At 69.3% G+C, this 20,683-nt stretch carries 13 protein-coding genes and 1 pseudogene; 10 read left to right on the top strand and 4 right to left on the bottom strand.

The window, feature by feature from the left end:
- Nucleotides 1-53: 53 nt before the first annotated feature.
- From FJV41_RS56995 to FJV41_RS35520, 3 genes and pseudogenes are all read left to right on the top strand, one after another.
- Nucleotides 54-422, top strand: a pseudogene (locus tag FJV41_RS56995) (cyclic di-GMP-binding domain-containing protein, MshE-related); the annotation flags it as partial.
- Between the two features lie 4,905 nt (nt 423-5,327).
- Nucleotides 5,328-6,542 carry a general secretion pathway protein GspE gene (locus tag FJV41_RS54110; RefSeq protein ID WP_246137622.1) on the top strand — a complete coding sequence of 405 codons (1,215 nt, stop codon included), beginning with the start codon at nt 5,328-5,330 and terminating at the stop codon, nt 6,540-6,542.
- 222 nt (nt 6,543-6,764) lie between these two features.
- On the top strand, nt 6,765-8,738 hold the full coding sequence (locus FJV41_RS35520) for a glycoside hydrolase family 183 protein (protein WP_141647045.1): 1,974 nt from the start codon (nt 6,765-6,767) through the stop codon (nt 8,736-8,738).
- Nucleotides 8,739-8,830: 92 nt separating this feature from the next.
- On the opposite strand, the gene FJV41_RS35525 is transcribed toward FJV41_RS35520, so the two are convergent.
- On the bottom strand, nt 8,831-11,620 hold the full coding sequence (locus FJV41_RS35525; RefSeq protein ID WP_141647046.1) for a vitamin B12-dependent ribonucleotide reductase: 2,790 nt from the start codon (nt 11,618-11,620) through the stop codon (nt 8,831-8,833).
- 604 nt (nt 11,621-12,224) lie between these two features.
- Here FJV41_RS35525 and FJV41_RS35530 point away from each other — a divergent pair.
- Nucleotides 12,225-12,566 carry a (2Fe-2S) ferredoxin domain-containing protein gene (locus FJV41_RS35530; protein WP_141647047.1) on the top strand — a complete coding sequence of 114 codons (342 nt, stop codon included), beginning with the start codon at nt 12,225-12,227 and terminating at the stop codon, nt 12,564-12,566.
- Nucleotides 12,567-12,640: 74 nt separating this feature from the next.
- Here FJV41_RS35530 and FJV41_RS35535 read toward each other — a convergent pair whose 3' ends face one another.
- The 3 genes from FJV41_RS35535 to FJV41_RS35545 all read right to left on the bottom strand — a co-directional run bounded on the left by FJV41_RS35535 (nt 12,641) and on the right by FJV41_RS35545 (nt 16,209).
- The gene (locus FJV41_RS35535) at nt 12,641-13,792 is read right to left on the bottom strand and encodes a lytic polysaccharide monooxygenase (protein ID WP_141647048.1); all 1,152 of its coding nucleotides are present in this window, start codon (nt 13,790-13,792) and stop codon (nt 12,641-12,643) included.
- A 137-nt stretch (nt 13,793-13,929) separates the two neighbouring features.
- Nucleotides 13,930-14,640 (bottom strand): Bax inhibitor-1/YccA family protein, encoded by a 711-nt coding sequence (locus tag FJV41_RS35540; protein ID WP_141647049.1) that lies wholly within the window; start codon nt 14,638-14,640, stop codon nt 13,930-13,932.
- Nucleotides 14,641-14,736: 96 nt separating this feature from the next.
- Nucleotides 14,737-16,209 (bottom strand): hypothetical protein, encoded by a 1,473-nt coding sequence (locus FJV41_RS35545; RefSeq protein ID WP_141647050.1) that lies wholly within the window; start codon nt 16,207-16,209, stop codon nt 14,737-14,739.
- Nucleotides 16,210-16,492: 283 nt separating this feature from the next.
- On the opposite strand from FJV41_RS35545, the gene FJV41_RS35550 reads away from it, so the two are divergent.
- From FJV41_RS35550 to FJV41_RS55025, 6 genes are all read left to right on the top strand, one after another.
- Nucleotides 16,493-16,927: a hypothetical protein gene (locus FJV41_RS35550; protein WP_141647051.1), complete on the top strand. Its 435-nt coding sequence runs from the start codon at nt 16,493-16,495 to the stop codon at nt 16,925-16,927.
- 299 nt (nt 16,928-17,226) lie between these two features.
- Entirely contained in the window at nt 17,227-17,718 is a 492-nt protein-coding gene (locus FJV41_RS35555; protein WP_141647052.1) for a hypothetical protein, read from the top strand.
- Nucleotides 17,719-17,801: 83 nt separating this feature from the next.
- Nucleotides 17,802-18,182 carry a hypothetical protein gene (locus tag FJV41_RS35560; protein ID WP_141647053.1) on the top strand — a complete coding sequence of 127 codons (381 nt, stop codon included), beginning with the start codon at nt 17,802-17,804 and terminating at the stop codon, nt 18,180-18,182.
- A gap of 14 nt (nt 18,183-18,196) precedes the next feature.
- Nucleotides 18,197-18,838: a hypothetical protein gene (locus tag FJV41_RS35565; RefSeq protein WP_141647054.1), complete on the top strand. Its 642-nt coding sequence runs from the start codon at nt 18,197-18,199 to the stop codon at nt 18,836-18,838.
- Nucleotides 18,810-20,534, top strand: a complete 1,725-nt coding sequence (locus FJV41_RS35570) for a hypothetical protein (protein ID WP_141647055.1) — start codon at nt 18,810-18,812, stop codon at nt 20,532-20,534. Before FJV41_RS35565 ends, FJV41_RS35570 begins: the two co-directional genes overlap by 29 nt.
- A gap of 44 nt (nt 20,535-20,578) precedes the next feature.
- Nucleotides 20,579-20,683: MerC family mercury resistance protein (locus FJV41_RS55025; protein WP_368773777.1), on the top strand; the 105-nt coding region annotated here is incomplete at its 3' end.

Below are 20,683 nucleotides of genomic sequence, written 5' to 3' on the forward strand. Positions count from 1 at the left end.
GGGGCGGGGAGCCGGCCCCGAGGGGAGGCGAAGCCGTCTAGACTCCGAAGGGCATGGCGGAAAAGCTCGGAGCGATCCTGGTCCGTAAGGGCCTCCTCACGCAGGCGCAGCTCGACGAGGCCCTGAAGGCCCAGCTCATCTACGGTGGGCGGTTGGGGTCCATCCTCATCGAGCTGGACTTGCTGGACATCGACACGGTGGCGATGGTCCTGGGGGAGCAGACGCGCTACCCGGTGGCCCAGGAGGCCGACTTCGAGGTCGTCACCGACGCGACGTTGAGGTTGCTGCCGGCGGCGCTGGCGGAGAAGCACCTGGCCTTCCCACTGGCCCAGGAAGGGCGCCGGTTGAAGGTGGCGATGGCGAGCCCCTTTGAAATCCAGCACACGGATGCGCTCGGGTTCATCACGGGCCTGCGAATCCTTCCGCACATCACTCCGGAACTGCGGCTGTTCCACTACCAGGCGCAGCGCTACGGCATCCGTCGCGATTCGCGCTCCATGAGCATGGCCACGGCCAGGCGCGCGGCGCAGCCTCGGGGCGCGGTGGCTCCGGCACCGGGGCGAGGGGTGATGGTTCCGCTGCCCGAGGTGGCTCCGCCTCCAGCGCCCGTGCGTGCGGAGCCGGGCACGGAGGGGATATTCGGGGGGCTGGCGCCCGGACAGTTCCTGAGCGACGACGCCGAGGACGTGGCGGCGGAGGACGTGGAGTGGAGTGCGTCGAGCGCTTCCGGGGCCGGGATTTCCGGCGACGCGATGGAGCTTCGAGGAAGCGCTCGGGCCGAGGCAGGGCCTCCGATGCTGGCACCCTCGGGTCCACCGCAGCTCGCTCCCGTGGCGGTGGCTCAAGGGGGGAACCGGATGGATGGGCCGCCCCGACTCTCGCCCGCTGCGCCGCCGCGGCTGTCTCCGCCCGTGGCTCCGCTGGAGCTGGAGGCGGCGGAGGAGATTGAGCCGGAGGAAGAGTTCGAGGCGGCGGAGGAGATCGACCCCACCGAGGAACTGGAGCTCGTGGACACCGAGGAGGTGCTCGAGGGCGTCATGGAGGAGGTGGTGGATCCTCCCGCGCCGAGACCGCCGGTGTTCGCGGGGCAGGGTGAGCGAGGTGTCGTGGCGGAGGGGCAGGGAGGGATTGCCGCGCAGCCGCCCGGCATGGTCTCGCGACACTCGGGAGGGCAGTGGTCTCCGCATCAGCCGCCTGGGTTGAACCGGGCGCCGGGTGCTGGCGCCCCAGGAGGCGCGGGGGCGAGGCCGCCCGCGTCCGTGGTGGGGCCGCCGGCCGCGCCTGGAGCCGTGGCGGTTCGGCCGGGCGCGAGTGAGGCGTCGACGATGGGGCCGCCGGCTGCGCCTGGAGGCGCGGTGGTTCGGGGCGCGAGTGAAGCGTCGTCGATGGGGCCACAGGCAGTATCGATGCGGCCGAGCATGGGTGACGCGTCGTCGGTAGGGTTGCAGAGCGGACCTGGAGTTCAGTCTCCGGTGCCGACGGGTGGGGTGGCTCCTTCGGGTGCTCCCGGGAATGCGGGGGCCGCGCGGCCAGCGGGGCCCGGACCATTCGCCGAGCTGGCGGTGCCTCCTGGGATGGTCGCTCCGGGTGGACGGCCTCCTTCGGGGACGGGCCTGCCCTCGATTCCGCAAGGCGCGGGGCAGGTTGTCGCGGGAGCGCCGGGTGCGAGGCCCTCTCCGGGAGCGGGAATGGCTCCGGTTCCCGGAGGACAGGGAATGGGGCCTCTGGGCGTGCGCCCGCCTTCGTCCACGGGGACTCCTTCTGTCGCGGGACCGGTGCCTGCCGGAATGGCGAGCACGAGGCCCTCGAGTGCCGGTGTTCCCTCGGTGCCGGGGCCGCAAGGCGCGGTTCCGCCGGGGATGACGGGGGCACGGCCTCCATCGAGCGCGGGTGTTGTCCCTTCGGTACCTGGCGCGGTTCCGCCGGGGATGATGGGGGCACGGCCTCCGTCGGGTACGGGCCTGCCGTCGGTGCAGGGCCCGCCGGGCGTTGTTGTCGCGAGCAGCCCCATGGGTGCGGGACCTCAAGGCCCTGTTCCCCCTGGGATGATGGGGACACGGCCTCCGTCGAGTACAGGCATGCCGTCAGCGCAGGGACCGCAGGGCGTTGCGGGCCCGAGTGCCCCTCTGGCGCCGGGATCACAAGGAGCGGTTCCGCCAGGGATGGCGGGAGCACGGCCTCCGTCGAGCACGGGAACGCCATCGATACAGGGGCCGCAAGGTCCTGGTGGTTCAGGTGCTGGACCCCAAGGATCGGTTCCGCCAGGGATGGCGGGAGCACGGCCGCCACCGGGGACGAGTGTTCCCGCAGGCCCGCAAGGTGCGCCGATTCCGCCGGGGATGATGGGGGCACGGCCTCCGTCGAATACGGGCATGCCATCCGCGCAGGGACCGCAGAGCGCCGGCCCGAGTGCCCCCCCGCCGCCAGGATCACAAGGCACCGTTCCTCCCGGGATGATGGGGGCACGCCCCCCATCGAGGACGGGAATGCCTACGGTGCCCGGAGCGCAGGGGGCCGTTCCCCCAGGGATGGGCGGCGTGGGTGCGCGGCCCGTCTCAGGGCCGCCGGGCGCGGTGCCGCCGGGCATGGCAGCGGGCGCGGTGCCGCCGGGCATGGCAGCGGGCGCGGTGCCGCCGGGTGCGGTGCCGCTGGGCATGGCAGCAGGAGCAGCGCCGCCGGGTGTGGTGCCCCCGGGCCTGGCAGCGGGAGCAGCGCCGCCGGGCGCGGTGCCACTGGGCCAGACAGCGGGAGCAGTGCCGCCGGGGGCGATGCCACCGGGCATGGCAGCGGGAGCAGTGCCGCCGAGTGCGGTGTCACCGGGCATGTCAGCGGGAGCCGTGTCGCAGGGCGCGATTCCGCAGGGCCTGGCCGCAGGATCAGTGCCGCAGGGCATGCCGGCAGGAGCAGGAGCGCAGGGCGCGATTCCGCAGGGCATGTCAGCGAGTTCAGGGCCGCATGGTGCGGTGCTGCCGGGCATGCCAGCGGGAACAGGATCGCAGGGCGCGATTCCGCCGGGTATGGCAGCAGGCACACGGGCTTCGAGCGCAGGGATGCCCGCCGTATCGGGTCCTCCGGGCACCGTGCCTCATGGAGTGGCAGGCGCGAGGCCGCCATCAGGGACGGGCCTTCCGTCGGCCCCTGGTCCACAGGGAGTGGTTCCTCCGGGCCTGAATGTGGCCGCGGGAGGGCGACCGGCTTCGGTGGCGAGTGGCCCCGTGGGTCCGCCGCCTGGAATGGCGCGTCCGCCGCAGCCTGGAGTTCCATCTCACGCGCACGTCGCGATCCCGTCGGGGGGCGTGCAGCCTTCGTTGGCGGAGTCGCCACAATCACCCGGACTGGTGCGGTCCACACCGCCGGGAAGCACAGGGCCTCAGCCGCCGGGTATGGCACCGAAGGGAATGGCGCCCTTCGAGGGAGGTGGCTCTGCACAGTTGGATCTGCCGAGCGCGACGCCAACGTCTCCGCATGGAGTCGACGCTGTCATTGAGGTGTCTCCCGGTCAGCCGGCTCCGCTCGAAGTCGAGTGGGCAGATTCAACGCGTCCGGCGACGGAGTCTGTTTCGTCGGTCTCGGACGCCGCACCGGGAATCACCCCTCGCGCGATCGATGGATTGGTCGGGCTGCCCGCACCTGCTTCCGCGAGCGCAGGGGGCGCTGACGCGCGCGAAGTGCCTGCGTCGGAGTCGTTGTCAGATGTGCCCGAGTCGTGGGGGCAACCGAGCGAGGACCGTGCATTCGCTCTCTCTGCATCGATAGAGCGCGCGCACGAAGGAAGTGCCCCTGATGCGGTGACGGATGCGCCCACGTCGTGGAGCATCGCGAGCAAAGGTTCCTCATTCGAAGTCGTTGCACCCGTGAATGCCGCGCACGAAGGAAGTGCGTTCGGTGCGGTGACGGAGCCGCCCACGTCGTGGAGCATCGCGAGCGAAGAAGCTGGGGGCGATACCGCTGCACCCGTGTTTGCGGCGCGTGAAGGCACTGCTGCCGAGGTCTCGGCTGATGTGCCCGTGTCGGTGAGCGTGCACGATGGCATCGCACCGGAGTCGACGGAGACGCTGCACAGAGGCATTGATCTCGCAACGGAAGACTCGACCGCATCCGCGCCGCCAGGACTTCCGTCCGAGTCAGGTGCATCGGCAGCGGTGGTGCACGGAGCCACTGCATCCGAGTTGATCGGTCCGAACGCAGACAACCAAGCAGTGCTTGCATCCGAGCCGAGCGCGTCGACGGTGGGGTCGCTCGAAGTCATGGTGCCCGACTTTGCGCCTGTCTCGGACGCGCCCGCGCTTGTCGCAAGCGATGCCCTCGGCTTGGACCGCTCAGTGGCGCCGCATTTTCCCGAGGTCACTCAGGGCGAAGCCCACGGCGTTGAGTCAGCCGCATCGGTACACGCATCGATTGAGGTCGGGCAGGGTGAACATGGGCCGTCGAGCATGCTCGAAGAGGTCCACTCGCTTGCTGTCCCAACACGGGCCACTCGCGCGACCGAGGAAACCTCAACCGAAGTCGTGACGTCCGAGTCACAGACATCGAGTGGCCTCGTTCTGTTCGAGGGAGCAAAGTCCTCGTTCGCAACCCGCGATGATGATGTCCCCGAAGTCGGAACGGTTACCGCCAGCACGGCGACAGGGGGCGCAATCGAAGAGGCTGCGCCCAAGTCGGCGGAGTCCGAGCCCAGCACGCCAGGGGTCGCTTCGAGCAAAGAGACTCCAGTCCAGGCCGTGACGACGGTCGAGTTCCGCTCGGCCATGGGGGAGTCCAGCGAGCGCGTTTCATTCGAGACGTCGCTCGCCCAAGCGTCCGACGTCGCCGCATCCGAGGCTCCGTCCTCGAGCACTTCCACCGACCCGACGCCAGTCCACTCAACGCCAGGAAGCGAAGAGGTCGCGGAGGCCACTCCACAAACCCTGGTGGACCCAGGCGATGGGTCGCCCCAAACAGGGCTTCGAATCTCGGCATCCGCCGACCTGCCAAGTGACGCGTCGAGCGAGTCGGCCTCATCCAGCACGGAGCCATCCACGCTGTTCGTGCCGCCCACCGGCGCCTCGGAGTCGACGTCCGTCGCCTACCTGGACGCCAGCGAAGAGGCGGCTCATACCGGAATCGCGTCAACGCACAGCGCACTTCCCGCCAGTTCAGCGGATTCCACGGCGGAGTCGCAAGGCACAGGGCACACGAGCGAAGGCGAGCCCTGGAAGCTCGTAAGGTCGCGACCGAGCGACGCAGACCCGCGCGGGCCCGCCACCTCGGATGACTCCATTCAGCCGAAAAGCCTCGCAGGTGATGAGGATGCCGGCGAGTCGCTCGAACTGGAGGCCGCCGGTGCCTTGCTCGCGTCGCACGGCGAGCAGTCCACCCGCGTCGAGCCCACGACTCAGCGCGATGTCACCGGGACAAGTGATTCCGCGAGCGAACTCCCGGCTGGCAACGTCTCTCCACAGCGTGCGGTCACGGAGCCCGAGGCAGCGGCCTCGAACCTCCCTGATTCCAGCACCGCCACCGAGTCCAAGCAGGCGTCGGGCGAACCCGCCCCGGCTGCGGCTGTCACGTTCGACGCCCCCGAGCCACTCTCGTCCGTGGGCGACTTCAAGTCCGCACGAGCCGCCACGGGAGAGTCCCACGATGCGGCCTCGGGAGAGGCCAGTCTGTCCCCCGAGGGCACCGTGGTCTCGCTGGACGCGGTCCGCGCGGCGAACGCGGAGCCCGCAGCCCTGGAGCCCCCCAAGCCCGCGGTGACGCGGCGCGCGCCCATCGAACTCGATGACCTGCCCGCCACGGATGACGCACCCATGCAGCTCGCCTCGACCTGGGAGTTCGTGGGGTGGCAGGGCTCCGAGGGCAACGGCACCATCGGTCATGTCGCGGAGAACACATGGGAGGACCGCGCGGTGGACCTCGACGGCACGGTGCAGCGAGCTGCGCCTGCGAGTGAGCTGCCTCTCGCCTCCGCCTGGGACTTCATTCAGCAGCCCTGGCAGCCCCAGGCGCGTGAACAGTCGGAAGCACTGAGGGCGCTCCTGGCCGCGACCGATGCCCCCGTGGCTCCTGGGAGCGAGGGGCCCGCGGTGTCGGCGGAGCAGGTGCTCACGGCGCTGGAGGACGTGGGGACGCAGGGCGTGCTCGGCAAGGTGCTGCTCGCGTACTGCGCCGGACGTTTCCAGCGGGCCTTCCTGTTGGGGGAGAGCTTCGGGCTCGTGCGCGTCGGACATGCGTGGGGGCCCGGATGCGACAGTCCTCAAGTCTCCGCGCTCAAGGTGGACCTGGAAGCACCGTCGCTCCTGATGTCCGCGCTGGAGCAGCTCGGGCCCAGCAGCTTCGACACTCCCACCTGTCCTCAAGACGAGGCCATCTTCACCGCGCTCGGCGGCCCGTCGTCGCGTCTGCTCGTCGTGCCGATTCGCGCCCGCGGCCGTCCCGTGGCCTTCGTCATCGCGGACTCGGGTGGAACGCCCGTGGCATCCACGACGCTCGATGAGCTGTCGCGCGTGTCCGCCAAGGCGTCGGAGGTCTACGACCGTCTCCCCGCGTCCCGCGCGGACTGAGCCACGCCGCGGTGCAGCGCGAGGTCCGTCGTCCACGGGCCTCGCGCTCCCTCGATGCTCCACACCTGACGAAGCGTTCATCCGTGCGCCGAGGCGTGGTCGCCATGGCCTGTCTGTCCGTCTGTCTGTGGTTGGATGCGCCGGCCGGGTCGGTGGGCTTGTGTTCCCCCGGCACGGATGTCCTGAACGCATCGAGACGAACCAGAGAGGCGGAGACGCACGATGAGTCGCGAGCAGCCCTGGGAGTGGTCGTCGTTGCACCGAGCCGTATGGATCCTTGCCTGGATGTACACGGGCGCCGCCGGAGCCGTGACTCCGACAGGCGTGACGAAGGTCTCCCGGGTGACGGGGGCCACTCCCGCCGGTGAATTCCTCCCCAATCCCAATCAGACCCACGCGAATCACGAGGTGTATGGGACGGACCTCGGCATTGTCTGGGACAAGGGTGGGGGAGAGGTCTTCGTCCTCTTCGGTGACACGTTTGGCGCGGGGTGGTGTGGCAATGGCGGGTGTGGGACGGGCTGGCGGAGCAATGTCCTCGCGCGCTCGTCCGATACGAATCTCGCGGATGGGCTCACCTTCTCCTCGATGGTCCAGGACTACGCCCGGCACGCGAAGGAGGTCCTCCCCTCGAAGAAGGTCAACAACGACGAAATCACAGTCATCCCCACGGCGGGCGTCACGGTGGGCTCGCGCCACTTCATCCACTACATGTCCATCCACCACTGGGGCGAAGCGGGCCGGTGGTACACGAACTACTCGGGCCTCGCGTACTCGGACGACAACGGACAGACGTGGGTGAAGCACGCGAACGCGCGCTGGTGGAACAACGCCTCCTGGACGAACAACTTCCAGATGGCCGCGCTCGTCAAGAATGGTGGGTTCGTCTACCTGTACGGCACGCCGAACGGACGCTACGGCAACGTCCACCTCGCCCGAGTGCCCGAGGGCGCGCTCCTGGATATCAACGCCTACCGTTACTGGGACGGCAACGGCTGGGCTGTGTCCCAGGCCGCATCCCAACCCGTTGCCATCGGCATCGCGGGAGAGCTGTCCGTCTCGTACAACGCGGCGCTCGGCCGGTTCCTCATGACGTACCTGAACGAGCACCGGCAGGCAGCCGTCATGCGGGACGCGGGAACGCCTGTGGGGCCGTGGAGCGGTGAGAAGATCCTCGCCCTCGGCAGTCAGTTCCCGGGCCTCTACAACGCGTTCATCCACCCGTGGGGCAGCACGGCGACGAGCCTCTACTTCGTCATGTCCCAGTGGACGCCGTACAACACGTTCCTGATGCGAGCGACGCTCGTGGCGGACGCGGACGGAGACAACCTCCTCTCCGAGCCCGGCTTCGAGTCCCAGTCCGCTACCCCCGTGACGGCGCCCTGGTACCCGGTGGGCAATGCCGGCGTGGACCGCAACGTCGGTCAGGCGCGCACCGGGCAGGACAACGGCTTCGTGCGCTACGACTCCGGTTGGAACGCGCTGAAGCAGAGCGTCGTCGTCCAGCCGCACACCGACTACACGCTCCGGGGTTGGGTCCGCACGTCGGCGAACAACACGACGGGCTACTTCGGAGCACGCGGCCCCGGCAATGGCCCCATCCTCGGTGAGCGCGCCTTCGCCTCGTTGCCGGCGTACACGGAGCAGGTCGTCACCTTCAACTCCGGCCCGAACGCCATCGTCGAGGTCTACGGAGGACTGTGGGCGACAGAAGACACCTGGCTGCAACTCGATGACGTGAGCCTCAAGCGGGGCACCAACCTGGTGGCGCACGCGGGCTTCGAGCAGCAGGCGTCCGCGAGCGCGACGTCGCCCTGGTACGCGGACGGCAACGCCGGAATCGACCGGGGCGCGGGCTTCGCGCGGACGGGCGCCAACAACGCCTGGGCCCGGGGCACGCAGGGCTGGCACGCCATCAAACAGGAAGCCGCCGTGACGCCCCACACGCGCTACACGCTGAAGGGCTGGGTGCGCACGTCCGGCGCGCACAACGACGGCTACTTCGGTGCCCGCCTGCCGAGGGGCGGCCCCATCCTCTCCGAGGTCCACTACACCCAACCGTTGTCGGGCTACACGCAGCTCTCGGTGAGCTTCGACTCGGGCGCCAACCACTCGGTGGAGCTGTTCGCGGGCCTGTGGGCGTCCGGCACGGACACCTATATCCAGGTGGACGATGTCACGCTGACCCGGGACTGACGCCCGCGCGGGACGCCGCACATGGCAAGGGCCCCGGAACGCATGGTTCCGGAGCCCTTGTCGTCCTTCACGGAAGTCCGTGTCCGGTGGCTTCAGCTGCAGCCGCTGGTGGCTCCGCAGTTGCCGCACTTATAGCAAGCGCCGCTGCGCACCATGATGGCGCCGCAGGTGTGGCAGGGCGGGGCGTCCGCCTGGTTGAGCCACGTCGCGCGAGTGTTCTGCGCGGGGAGCGACAGCGACGTCACCTGCGCGGGCAGGGCGGGCTGCGTCGCCGGCGCGTCCGCTGGGGCGAGGATGGCGTCCTCGACCGCGTCCTCGTTCGGCAGGAACTTCAGCTCCAGCCACCGGAAGATGTAGTCGGTGATGGACTTGGCGATGGGGATGGCGGGGTTGCCCGTGAAGCCGCTCGGCTCGAAGCGCGTGTGGCTCAGCTTGTCCACCATCACCTTCAGCGGGACGCCGTACTGGAGCGCCAGGGAGATGCTGGTCGCGAAGCTGTCCATCAGCCCGCTGACCACCGAGCCCTCCTTCGCCATGACGATGAACAGCTCACCCGGCGTTCCGTCCTCGTACATGCCCACCGTGAGGTAACCCTCATGGCCGCCGATGGAGAACTTGTGGGTGATGGAGCGCCGCTCGTCAGGCAGCCGGCGCCGCACCGCGCGAGGCTCGGGCTTCACCGCGGGCTCGACGACGGCGGCCACCGGGGCCTTGCGCGTGTCCTTCACCGTCTCCTTCGACGTGTTCAACGGCTGCGTGCGCTTGCACCCGTCGCGGTAGACGGCCACCGCCTTCAGGCCGCGCTTCCACGACTCCATGTAGGCCTTCTCGATGTCCTCCACCGTCGAGTCCGACGGCATGTTCACCGTCTTGGAGATGGCTCCGGAGAGGAACGGCTGGCACGCCTCCATCATCTGGATGTGGCCCATCCAGTGGATGCTGCGCGAGCCCTTCGCCGGCTTGAACGCGCAGTCGAACACCGCCAGGTGCTCGGACTTCAGATGCGGTGCGCCTTCAATCGTGTCCGCCTTGTCCAGGGCGCTGATGATGTCCTGGGCCTGCGTCTGCGGATAACCCAGCTTCTCCAGCGCCTGCGGCACCGTCTGGTTGACAATCTTCAGCATCCCGCCGCCCACCAGCTTCTTGTACTTGATGAGCGCGATGTCGGGCTCGATGCCCGTGGTGTCGCAGTCCATCATGAAGCCGATGGTCCCCGTGGGCGCCAGCACCGTCACCTGGCTGTTGCGGAAGCCGTGCAGCTCGCCGAGCGCCAGCGCCACGTCCCACGCCGCCTTCTGCGCCGCGTGCAGCTCCGCCGTCACGCCTTGCGAGGGGACGTTGTACGCCGCCTTGCGGTGCTTGCGGATGACGCCCAGCATCGGCTCCGCGTTCTTCGCGTAGCCAGCGAACGGACCCTGCTTCTCCGCCATGCGCGCGCTCATCGCGTACGCCTCGCCGCACATCAGCGAGGTGATGGCGGACGCGTAGTTGCGACCCGCGTCGGAGTCATACGGCAGGCCCGACGCCATCAGCAGCGCGCCCAGGTTCGCGAAGCCCAGCCCCAGCGGCCGGTAGTCGTGGCTGTTCTTGCCGATGCGCTCGGTGGGGTAGCGCGAGAAGCCGACGATGATCTCCTGCGCCAGGAGGAGCACGTCCACCGCGTGCTTGAAGGCGGGCACGTCGAAGTCGCCGGCGATGTCGCGGAAGTGCATCAGGTTCAGCGATGCCAGGTTGCACGCCGAATCGTCCAGGAACATGTACTCCGAGCACGGGTTGGACGCGTTGATTCGCGCCGTGCCCGCGCACGTGTGCCAGTGGTTCACCGTCGTGTCGAACTGCATCCCCGGGTCGCCGCACAGGTGCGCGGCCTCGGCGATTTCGCGGAACAGGTCCCTTGCCCGGAAGGTCTCCAGCGGCTGGCCATCGCGCACCGTGCGCGTCTGCCACGGCCCGTCCGCCACCACGGCCTTCATGAAGTCGTCGGTGACGCGCACCGAGTTGTTCGAGTTCTGGAAGAACACCGACGCGTACGCCTCGCCGTTGAACGACGGGTCATACCCGGCCTCGATGAGCGCCCAGGCCTTCTTCTCCTCGTTCGACTTGCACCGGATGAACTCGAGCACGTCCGGATGGTCCGCGTTGAGGATGACCATCTTCGCCGCGCGCCGCGTCTTGCCGCCGCTCTTGATGACGCCGGCGAAGGCGTCGAAGCCGCGCATGAACGACACCGGCCCGGACGCGGTGCCGCCGCCCGCCAGGAGCTCCTTGCTGCCCCGGATGGTGGACAGGTTGCTGCCCGTGCCACTGCCGTACTTGAAGAGCATGCCCTCCGTGCGCGCCAGCGTGAGGATGGACTCCATGGAGTCATCCACGCTGTTGATGAAACACGCCGAGCACTGCGGCTGCGCCTCCACGCCCACGTTGAACCAGACCGGCGAGTTGAACGAGGCCTTCTGCCGCAAGAGCAGGTGCGTCAGCTCCGCGTGGAACGTCTCGCGGTCCGTCTCGGCGGAGAAGTAACCCCCCTCCACGCCCCAGCGGGACAGGGTGTCCACCACGCGCGCCACCAGCTTGCGCACGCTCGTCTCACGATCATCCGTCCCCGGCGTGCCCCGGAAATACTTCGACGCCACCACGTTCGTCGCCAGCATCGACCAGGAGCGGGGGACCTCGATGTTCTTCTGCTCGAAGACCGCCTTGCCGTCCTCCCCGGTGATGCTCGCGCTGCGGTACTCCCACGCCAGCTCGTCCGCCGGGTCCACTCCAGGCGTCGTGAAGTAGCGCTCCACGCTCAGCCCCGTCGCGGCGACCTTCGCCTTGCCGCGACTCGCCCGCCGCTCCTTCCCGCTCACCAGGGGCTTCGCACTCAGCTCCTTCTCCATGTCGCCACCCTCCAAATACACTCTGGGTTGTGATGCAAAATTTTGCGAAACGCTAAGGGCGCGAGATTCCGAAGGTTCCAGGGACGTCACGCGGACAGCCGTGGACGACTCCGGAGTGGACTCGCGAAGTGTTTCGTGGCGGGGCTCGAGCCCCGGACCGCAGATGGGGAGATTGCCTGGCCGCTGGCCAGGCGGCCGGATCAATACGCGTTTGGGGGCGGCTGATCAAGAACAGCACTGACCCCACTAGTAGTGCTGGGAAATGTCGCACACACTACTAAATGTGGCTCCGCCGGAGAGCCTCGGTGCGGGGGAAAGGCGTAGCGGCCTGTAGCACGACCAGCCAGGAGGGGCAGATTCGGGGCCTTTTCCGCGCCAAGTCAAGGGGGACTCTACGTTTGCTGATAACAGCTGGCGAGGCATGTAGCGTCACTCCGATGCAAACGAGCGTGATCACTGGGGGACGTTTGCTGAAAGTCTGTGCATCATCCCTGTAGCTGGCTAGGGGCGACGTCCCGATTCGTCATCTGCCCGCCTGTTCGGTCCGTTGTCCGGCGGACAGGTGGGGGTCGATTTCGGGGAACCAGCGCGTTAGGAGGCGCTCATGCCTCCTCCGTTCCAGAGCCACGTCTTCGTCTGCACCAACCGCCGCCCGGATGGGAATCCCAAGGGCTGTTGCGCCTCCAAGGGCGCGGAGGAGGTGCGCGCGGCCTTCAAGGCGGAGCTCGACAAGCGCGGGGTGAAGGGACGGATGCGCGCCAACGCGGCCGGGTGCCTCGACACCTGCTCCTTTGGCGTCTCCGTGGTCGTCTACCCGGAGGGCACCTGGTACGGCGGAGTGAAGGTGGAGGACGTGCCCGAAATCGTCGAGGAGCACCTGATGCAGGGCCGCCCCGTGGCGCGGCTGGTGATGCCCTTCGCGCGCAAGGAGAAGGCGGAGAGCTGACGACTGTCGGCTCCCCGCCCTCGGGTGTGTCGAGGCCCGCGTGCGGGCTCACGTCGTGACAGCGGACGTCCGCTTCAGCGCACGAACTCCCACGCGTCGCCCCAGTGGCTGCCGGTGCCCGGGGCGTAGTACGGCGCCGAGCCCTGGCACCAGCCGGAGTAGGGGAAGGGCTTGCAGCGGTAGATGCTCCCGTTCGTGCCCTGGACGAGCGTTCCCGCCACGTAGTTGGAGATGCCATTCGGGTACGTGTACTGGGCGGGGTCTCCGCCACCGCCCGTGGGCTTCTCGATATCGAGCTGGAAGGTGTCGCTCGCCTCGCGCGAGTAGACGCGGTTTCCGGTGGCGCTGTTGACGGGGTTGACGACGCCCGTGGATTGCAGCTCGCCCACCTGCACGCGACTGGAGCTGGCGTTCACCCTCTGGGCCAGCAGGTACATCCACGTGGCCGCGGGCGTGGCCGAGTCGAGCTGGAGCGGGTGCGTCTCCGCGTCACCCCCGCTGCTGTTGAACAGGCGCAGCGTCACCTTGCTCCGGGCCGGCAGGTCCTCGCGGGCCTGCACCGCGCCCAGCTCCTTCCACGACGTGGGCGGCGGCGGCGTGTTGCTGAACTTCACGTCGCTGCAGGAGTAGAAGGCCTCCGGGCTGTCGGAGCGCTGCCAGATGGCATAGATGACGTGCTGCCCCGTGCGGCCCTGCGGGAAGGGGCACGTGAAGTGGTAGCGGTTGTTCGACTGCAGGGCGTTCCCCGTCAGCGTGCAGAAGGGGGTGGCTTCCAGGTCGGACCACTTCAGCGGCAGCGCCGGGTTGTAGCCTTCCTTCGTGACGTAGAGATGGAAGTAGGACGTCGCGTGCAGCGCCGTCGCGTGGAAGACGAACTCGAAGCGGTTGCTGGAGTCCGGGGCGATGAGCGTCGCGGGCCAGTCCGTGCGCGCCAGGTCCAGGCCCTTGTGGCTCTCGTTGGCGGCGCTGCACAGCTTGCCGTCCGCGATGAGCTCGCGGTGCCGGCCGTTGGCCGCGCCCTGTCGCACGCCGTTCCAGTCGTAGAGCGCCTGCGTGCCACCGGCCTGGATGGCGGCCTTGCACGCCGCGGACTTGGGCGACTCCGGACCTTCCTTGAAGCAGCTGTAGACGCGACTGAGGGGGACCTCCATGGAGCCGTGCGCTGACGCCAGACTGGCGGACAGCAGGGACAGCACGACGAGTGATGACGCGAGGGGCCTGAACATTGCGGGTTTCCTCCTGTGCCCATGGATGGAGGAAAGAAGGCCGGAAATCGGGTCAACGCTCGAAAACGAAAAGCGGCGACGCGACCCGGGTGGGAACGCGCCGCCGCTACGTAAGGCTGAAACTGTTGACTGGCCGACTACCGACGGCGACCGAGCAGTCGGAGGATGGCGAGGAACAGGTTGATGAAGTCCAGGTACAGCGTCAGCGCGCCGACGATGCTCACCGTGGCGGCGCTGCTGTAGCCGGTGTTGGCGTGCATCTCCCGCAGCTTCTGGGTGTCGTACGCCGTCAGGCCGGAGAAGACGAGCACGGCCGCGCAGGCGCCGACGAAGGACACCATGTCACTGCGGACGAAGATGTTGACGACGCCCGCCAGCACCACGCCGATGAGGCCCATGAAGAGGAAGGTGCCCCACGCGCTGAGGTCCTTCTTCGTGACGGTGCCGTAGATGGCCATGGCGCCGTAGACGCCTGCTGTCAGGAAGAACGCCTGGGCGATGCTGCCCGCCGTGTAGATGAGGAAGATGACGGAGAGGGTCATCCCCGTGAGCGCGGAGTAGCCGAGGAACAGCGCCGCGGCGACCGGGCCCGACAGGCGCGGCGCGAGAAACGACAGCCCGAGCACCGCGACAAGCTGCACGCCGAACAATCCCAGGCGCCAGTTGATGACCGTGCGCAAAAGCGCCTCGTTGCTCAGCGTCGCCATGGCCATCACGCCGGTGACGAGCAGCCCCGCGAACATCCACCCATGCACGCGCGTCATGAACGCGCGCTTCGACTCCTGCACCAGCACGGAGTTGACCGAGTCGCTCTCGGCCGTCTGCCATCCGGAAGTTTCCCAGGCCATGAACCGTATCCTTTCGCGCCGGAGCTTCAGCCCGGCGGCGCCACTGCTTATAGCGTCTTCACCCGGGGCGTGCGCGGACCCCGTAGGACGCTTCCCTTAAATCGCCTTCCACGCGAGCAAAAGCTTCGAGGCGACCTCGGTGGTGATGAGTGGCAGCACGCCGCCGCCGCCCACGATATTCACGATTTCCGCCAGGGAGCCCCGACACACGCCCCCCCAGGCAGGCTGCTTCTCCAACCCCACGGAGGCGTACGCCGAGTAGTCCACGAAGAACGATGCGGGGAACACCGTACCGTTCGGCTCGCAGAGCAGGTGGTCCTCCGGGGGAGAGTCCACGATTTCCTGCACCACGAAGCCGCCGCCCGTTGGGTCCGCCGCGGCGCGGGCGCACAGCTCCGGCCAGCCCAGCAGCTCGCCATACGCGGCCGTCACGCGCTCCGTGTAGGGCACCGTGCCCACCGAGCGACCGATGAAGACGGCCTTGCCGCCATAGTCCCAGGCCCGCTTGAGCACGAAGCGAGCGGGCGTCCTCGCCACCTCGGCGACCAGGTCGTCCAGTCGCCCTCCGTCCGGGCCCGAGGCGGGGCCGGCCTTGAAGATGCGCGTCCAGGGAACCGAGGTGCGCACGGCCTCCAGCTCCTCGGCGGTGAGGCCCGCGGCCTCGGCGAGCGCGGGCTCCGCGAGCGCCTGGGACAGCCGCGCGAAGGTGGACTTCACCTCCACCTGCGAGGCGGGAGGGTTGAGGAACACGGCCTTCTTGCCGGGCACCGTGCCCAGGAAGTCCTCCACCCACGGGGACGGTGTCTGCTCCAGCCGCCGCACGAAGAGGTGGCGATAGACGAGGTCGTACTTCTTGCCGCGCACCTCGAAGGCGTCGTCGCCGGAGACCTCGTCCGGGTGCACCAGGTCCGCGTCCGCGCCCATCTCGCGGAAGCGCTCACACAGCCAGCGCAGCTCGGAGATCTGCGCGTCGTTGCGGCGACACAGCAGGGCCACCGTGTCCGGGAACTTCCCGGGGCGCTCGGCCGCGTAGCCGTCCAGCAGGGCTCGGTACAGCGCCAGCGCGTTGCTGCCGTTGAGGGCCAGCAGCGAGGCGAGGGCCTTCTCCGGATAGCGGAAGTGCCGGGCCACCACCTCGATGAACGAGCGGGCCGCGATGTCCGAATAGCCCTGCATGGCTGGGATGGTCGCGTTGACCTCCAGCGCCCAGGGTTTCCCGCCCGACACGAAGTAGTCCACGCGGGTGGTGGCCAGTCGCGCGGACTGCCGCCACGTGCGCTCGGCGAGCGTTCGCTCGAGCGGGGACAGGGCGCCCAGCAGCTCCTGGGCGTCGGGCCCCTCGAGCGTGGCGCGTGCCATCTTCACCGTGGCGGAGGACAGGCGCGCGGACAGCTCCGCGCGACGGCGGATCTCCGCGGCGTCGAGGATGACGGGCGTCGCGGTGATGGGGATGGGGCGGGTGGTGCCGTCCAGCTGCGTCACCGCCAGACCCCGCTTGTATGCGAGCTGTGACAGCTCGGGCGCGAAGTGGCGTGCCTGGTGTCGCAGCACGTCGATGAGCTCTTGCACGGGTATTTCTGTCCCTCGGCTTGCCCGGGACGAGCCCGGGAGCCGGCGAACCTATTCTTGGAGGGGCCCACCGTCCATCGGCGCGAGTCCCCTGGACGCGGTGGTGCCCCGACTCAGCGGCCCGCCCGTTCGCCGGCCGGAGGCTCCACGCCCTCGTGTGACGTCGGTGGAGACACGCGCCGCGTGCGGGGGCACGGAGTGATGTGTGTGATTCCGTATGACTTGCACGCGCGCTCCGTCTGGCTTACAACCGCATTGCGTTTACCGCCGGAAATCCCTTCACGTGAGCCGCTCTCTTCGCCCAACGCCTTCATGTCTCGCCCGGTCGCGCCTGCTGGCGCTGCCGCTCGTGGCCGTGTGTGCGCTGGCGTACATGGGGAACGTGCTGCACTTCGCCCTGGTCCAGCACGCGACGTGTCTGGAGCATGGGGAAGTGGTCCACGTGGAGGAGGGCGGCTCGCACCTGGCGCCTGTCGTCGAGGAGTCCTTCGACGACGTCCGGCTCGCCTCCCGTGAGGATGCTCCTCCGGGCCATGGCGCCGAGGCGCACTGTCTTCACACGTTGATCCGCCGGGAGGCCCCGCCTCCGGTGGAGGGCAGCCCCGTCCTCACCCGGGTGCCCACCCGTTCCGCACCGGCGCTGGCGGTGTTCCGCTTCCATGCGGAGCCTGTCGCCCGGCTGCATCTGGCCCCCAAGGCCTCTCCGCCTCGCGCCTGAGCCATCACCCAGGGTACGCGTCCCTCGCTCCCGGCACAGTCACGCCGTGAGAAGGCCGCGGTCCGTGGCCACTGACTGACGTCCGGTTCCAGGAAATGGAGCCGTGCGTCAGCGGTCGCGCGACGCGCCGCCGGATGGCCCGTTTCCCCTGCGTGCACGCTCTCGCCCCCCGTGTCGCGCGTGTCCCGCGCGATTCCCACCCCGCCTCCGGTGTCCGTTCTGGCTCCGCCTTCACCGGTGGGGTCCGTGGCGGCGTTGGTGGCTGGGGACCTGCTGTCCATCCACGTGGAGCTACACACATGAACAAGAAGCTTCTGGCCGCCCTCCTGATGTCCACCGCGCTCCTGTCCGCCGCCTGCGGCGACGACGAGGAGCCCGAGGAGTCCGTTGACGTCGAGGGGTGCGAGCACCTGCGCGAGGGTCCCGCCGTCCCCATCCTCGCCACCACCACGGGTACGCCTCCGCTGGTGGCCAACGACCACCGCCGCTACGACATCACCCTGGTGGATGGCTCGGGCGGCCGCACGGGCTCCGTCACGTTCGCCGCGTCGGAAGCCACGGACTACGTCCTCTACACCAGCGCGGACGTCCCCGTTTCCATCACCAACGGCAGCGGCGCGGCGGTGGCAATCGAGGAGAGCACCAATAGCTCTGAGACGTGCACCGAAATCAAGGGACGGCACGTCGTCCCGCTGACGGTCGGCACGCACACCTTCACCTTCGGCCCCACGTCCGCGGCGTCCGTCAACCTCGTCATCGAGGAGGCGTCGCACGAGGGCCACGAGCACTAGCCGCGAGCCCGGGGCGGGTGCCCCGGCGCTTCACCCCGAATCCGGGGCCGGCCTCGTGCCGGCCCCTCCTGGAGACGAAGACCATGGGAGCCTTTCAGCAGTTCCTGACCGAGAAGCAGATTGCCTCCGACACGCTGCTGCGCCTGTCGCGCCAGCTGGAGGCCCAGGCCGAAACGGACCGCACGCTCAAGCGCAAGCGCTCCGACAAGCGGCGCAACAAGGACACGCAGGGCAAGAGCTACACGGAGCTGTCGCTCGCCAAGCCGAAGAGTGGCAGGGGCGTGAGCGGGCAGCAGCTCCAGGCGGCGCTCGCGGACCAGCCGCTGCCGCGCCGGGTACGCGGCAAGCTGGTGCGGGCCATCAACGCGGTGCTCTCGAAGAAGGGGAGCGGCGCCGTGGACCCCAAGGCCCTGTTTGGCGAGGTCGCCGTTCGCTCCGGCCCCGCGAAGAAGTCCGCGAGCTGAGTCGAAAGGCCCGCATGTCCATCGCCGAAGCCCTACCGATTCTTCCTCACGACGTCCTTCGGGACGCGGACCGGTTGTTCGACGTCACCTTGTGGTGTCTCGGGCAGGACGTGCTCTGCCCGGAGGGCAACCTCCTCATGCGTCGCGGCCTCGTCCGCCACGCGCGGCCCGAGGGGGTGGAAGGTCAAAGCGCGTACTCCGTCGCGTTGCCGGATGGAGGTCGTCTGTCGCTGTGGGGCTTCGGCGCGTTGTGCGAGTGCGGTCAGGCCGTCTTCGTCCCACGGGACGGCTTCACCCCTCGCTGGCTGGAGCGTGCCCCGTCGGGTCCGACGTACCGGGCCTGTGAGCTGGGCACGTGGCGCGCTCCCGCCACCGTGGAGGAGCGACGCGAGGTCCGTCGGAGTCTGGCGGGGCTCGCCGAGTGGTTCGCCGGGCACGAAGACTGGGTGACCCGGGAAGTGGGACTCGAATGGAGGCGCGTCTGTGTGGCGGCTCGGCGCAAGGCGCCCGCTGTTCCACCGGAGACGCTGGCAGCCGCGTGGTGGCGGCTCGGCACGCGCATCCGCTCACTGGATTTGGGTTTCAACGCCTGTGGCGCCTCGGCTTCCGGGGCACTGGGAGGACATCATGCTGTCGCGACTGCTTCGCAACGATGAGCCATCCGTCTACGTCCAGGCCGCCTGGGAGGACGTCGGGGATGAGGCGCTTCCTCGACCGCCGCTTCGCGAGGGGCTGGGCACATCTCACCTGAAGGTGAGCACGCGCGTGCCGCTGGCGCAGGCCTACTTCGACCAGGGCTTGAGCCTGCTGCACCTGGGCTGGGGCCCGGAGGCGCGTCGCTCCTTCGCGGAGGCGGCCCGGCTGGACCCGGAGCTGGCCATGGCGTGGTGGGGCCTGGCGCTGACGCGGGGGGCTGGAGCGCGCTTCGCCGCTGCCCGGGCCGACGCGATGGCCCGAGCGCTCGCGTTGAGCGAAGGGCTGCCGGATGTCGAACAGCGCTACATCGTCGCGGCCAGCCTGCTCGCGGAGAAGGGACCGTCGAACGGGCGCCACGCCTTCGTGCGGGAGATGGAGAGCCTGGTCGACCGCTATCCGGAGGACTCCGAGGCGCGGCTGTTGCTGGCCGGCTTCCTGGCGGATGGCTACGAGCCGGATGGGCGTCCCGGCCAGGGGCAGCCCTATGCGCAGGTGATGCTGCGCGAGCTGCTGCGCACGAACCCCGACCACTCCGGCGTCCACTTCGCCTGGGTCTGCACCATGCTCCCGAGCGCCCGGCCCGAAGCGGCACGAGAGAGCGCGCTGCGGCTGCCGAAGCTCGCGCCCGGAGCCAGCTTCGCGCTGCTGGCCTCGGGACGACTGCTGGGCCGGCTGGGCGAGACGGACGCCGCCTACCGCGTGCTGGAGGCCGCGGTGGAGGCGGATGACGTGTACCTCGCGAGGGAGTCGCTGCCCGCTGTCTTCGCGCCCTGCGCGGAGCTGGCCATGCGGCTGCTGAGCCAGGGCTGCGCGGAAGCGGGGCAGTACAGCGACGCGCAGACGTGGGCGCGGCGGCTGCGTCAGCGCGTGGAGTCGGCCGGAGGCGAGCCGCAGGCGCTGCTGTTCGCGGCGACCACGCTGGTGGCCACGCACCTGCGCTTCGGATTCTGTCGAGCGGCGGCGGATGTGCAGTTGGAGTTCGCCGGCGAGCTCACCACCGCCGAGCGTGTCCTTCGCGACGGTGTCCGACTGTATACGCGGGGCATCAACGCGCTGGATGGGGGACGGCTGTCGGACGTGGAGCGTGCATGCGTGGCGCTCGAGCAGTTGCAGCCATCGCTGTCCGAGGTGCGTCGCTCGGAGGGACGCGCGCTGTGCCCTCGCGATGTCGCGCGGGTGCTGGAGGTGGCGGAGAACGAGCTGCGTGGCTCGCTGGAGGCACGGCGGGGAGATGGAGGCCGCGCGGAGGCCACATTGATTCGAGCGTGGCGCATGGAGCGCCGGCTTCGCGCGTCGGGGCCCGCGCCGTTCTCCCGCCCCGCGCGAGAGACGCTGGCGAGAGCCCGGCTGCGCGGTGAGCGCGAGGAGAAGGCGCTGGAGCTGGCCCGGGCCCTGGTGGTTGAGCGACCGGGTTGCGGTCACTTCCGTCTGCTCCTGGCCGAGGCGCGGGCGGCCCTGGGAGACAGGGTCCTGGCGGTGCAGGACTTCAATTCCTTCCTCGACCGGTGGCGTGACGCGGACGCGCACCTGCCGGAGCTGCGGCGCGCGCGGACGTATGTCGACGGGCGTGGCCGCATCCTGCGACTGGTCCACACGACCGAGGCTCCGTTCCCGGTGCCTCCTGATTTCCGCCCGTTGGAGAAGGTGTCCTGTTGAGCTCCTTGGAACGAAGTCTCGCCGCGCCCTCGCGTTGGGATGGGGTGGGGCAGCTGCTCTCCGCGCTGTGTGTCGTCCACTGCGTGGTGCTCCCCGCCGTGCTCGGGCTCGTGCCCGCGGCGGGGAGCACCACGCAGTGGACGACACAC

The sequence above is a fragment of the Myxococcus llanfairpwllgwyngyllgogerychwyrndrobwllllantysiliogogogochensis genome, assembly GCF_006636215.1.
GTDB classification, from domain to species: domain Bacteria; phylum Myxococcota; class Myxococcia; order Myxococcales; family Myxococcaceae; genus Myxococcus; species Myxococcus llanfairpwllgwyngyllgogerychwyrndrobwllllantysiliogogogochensis.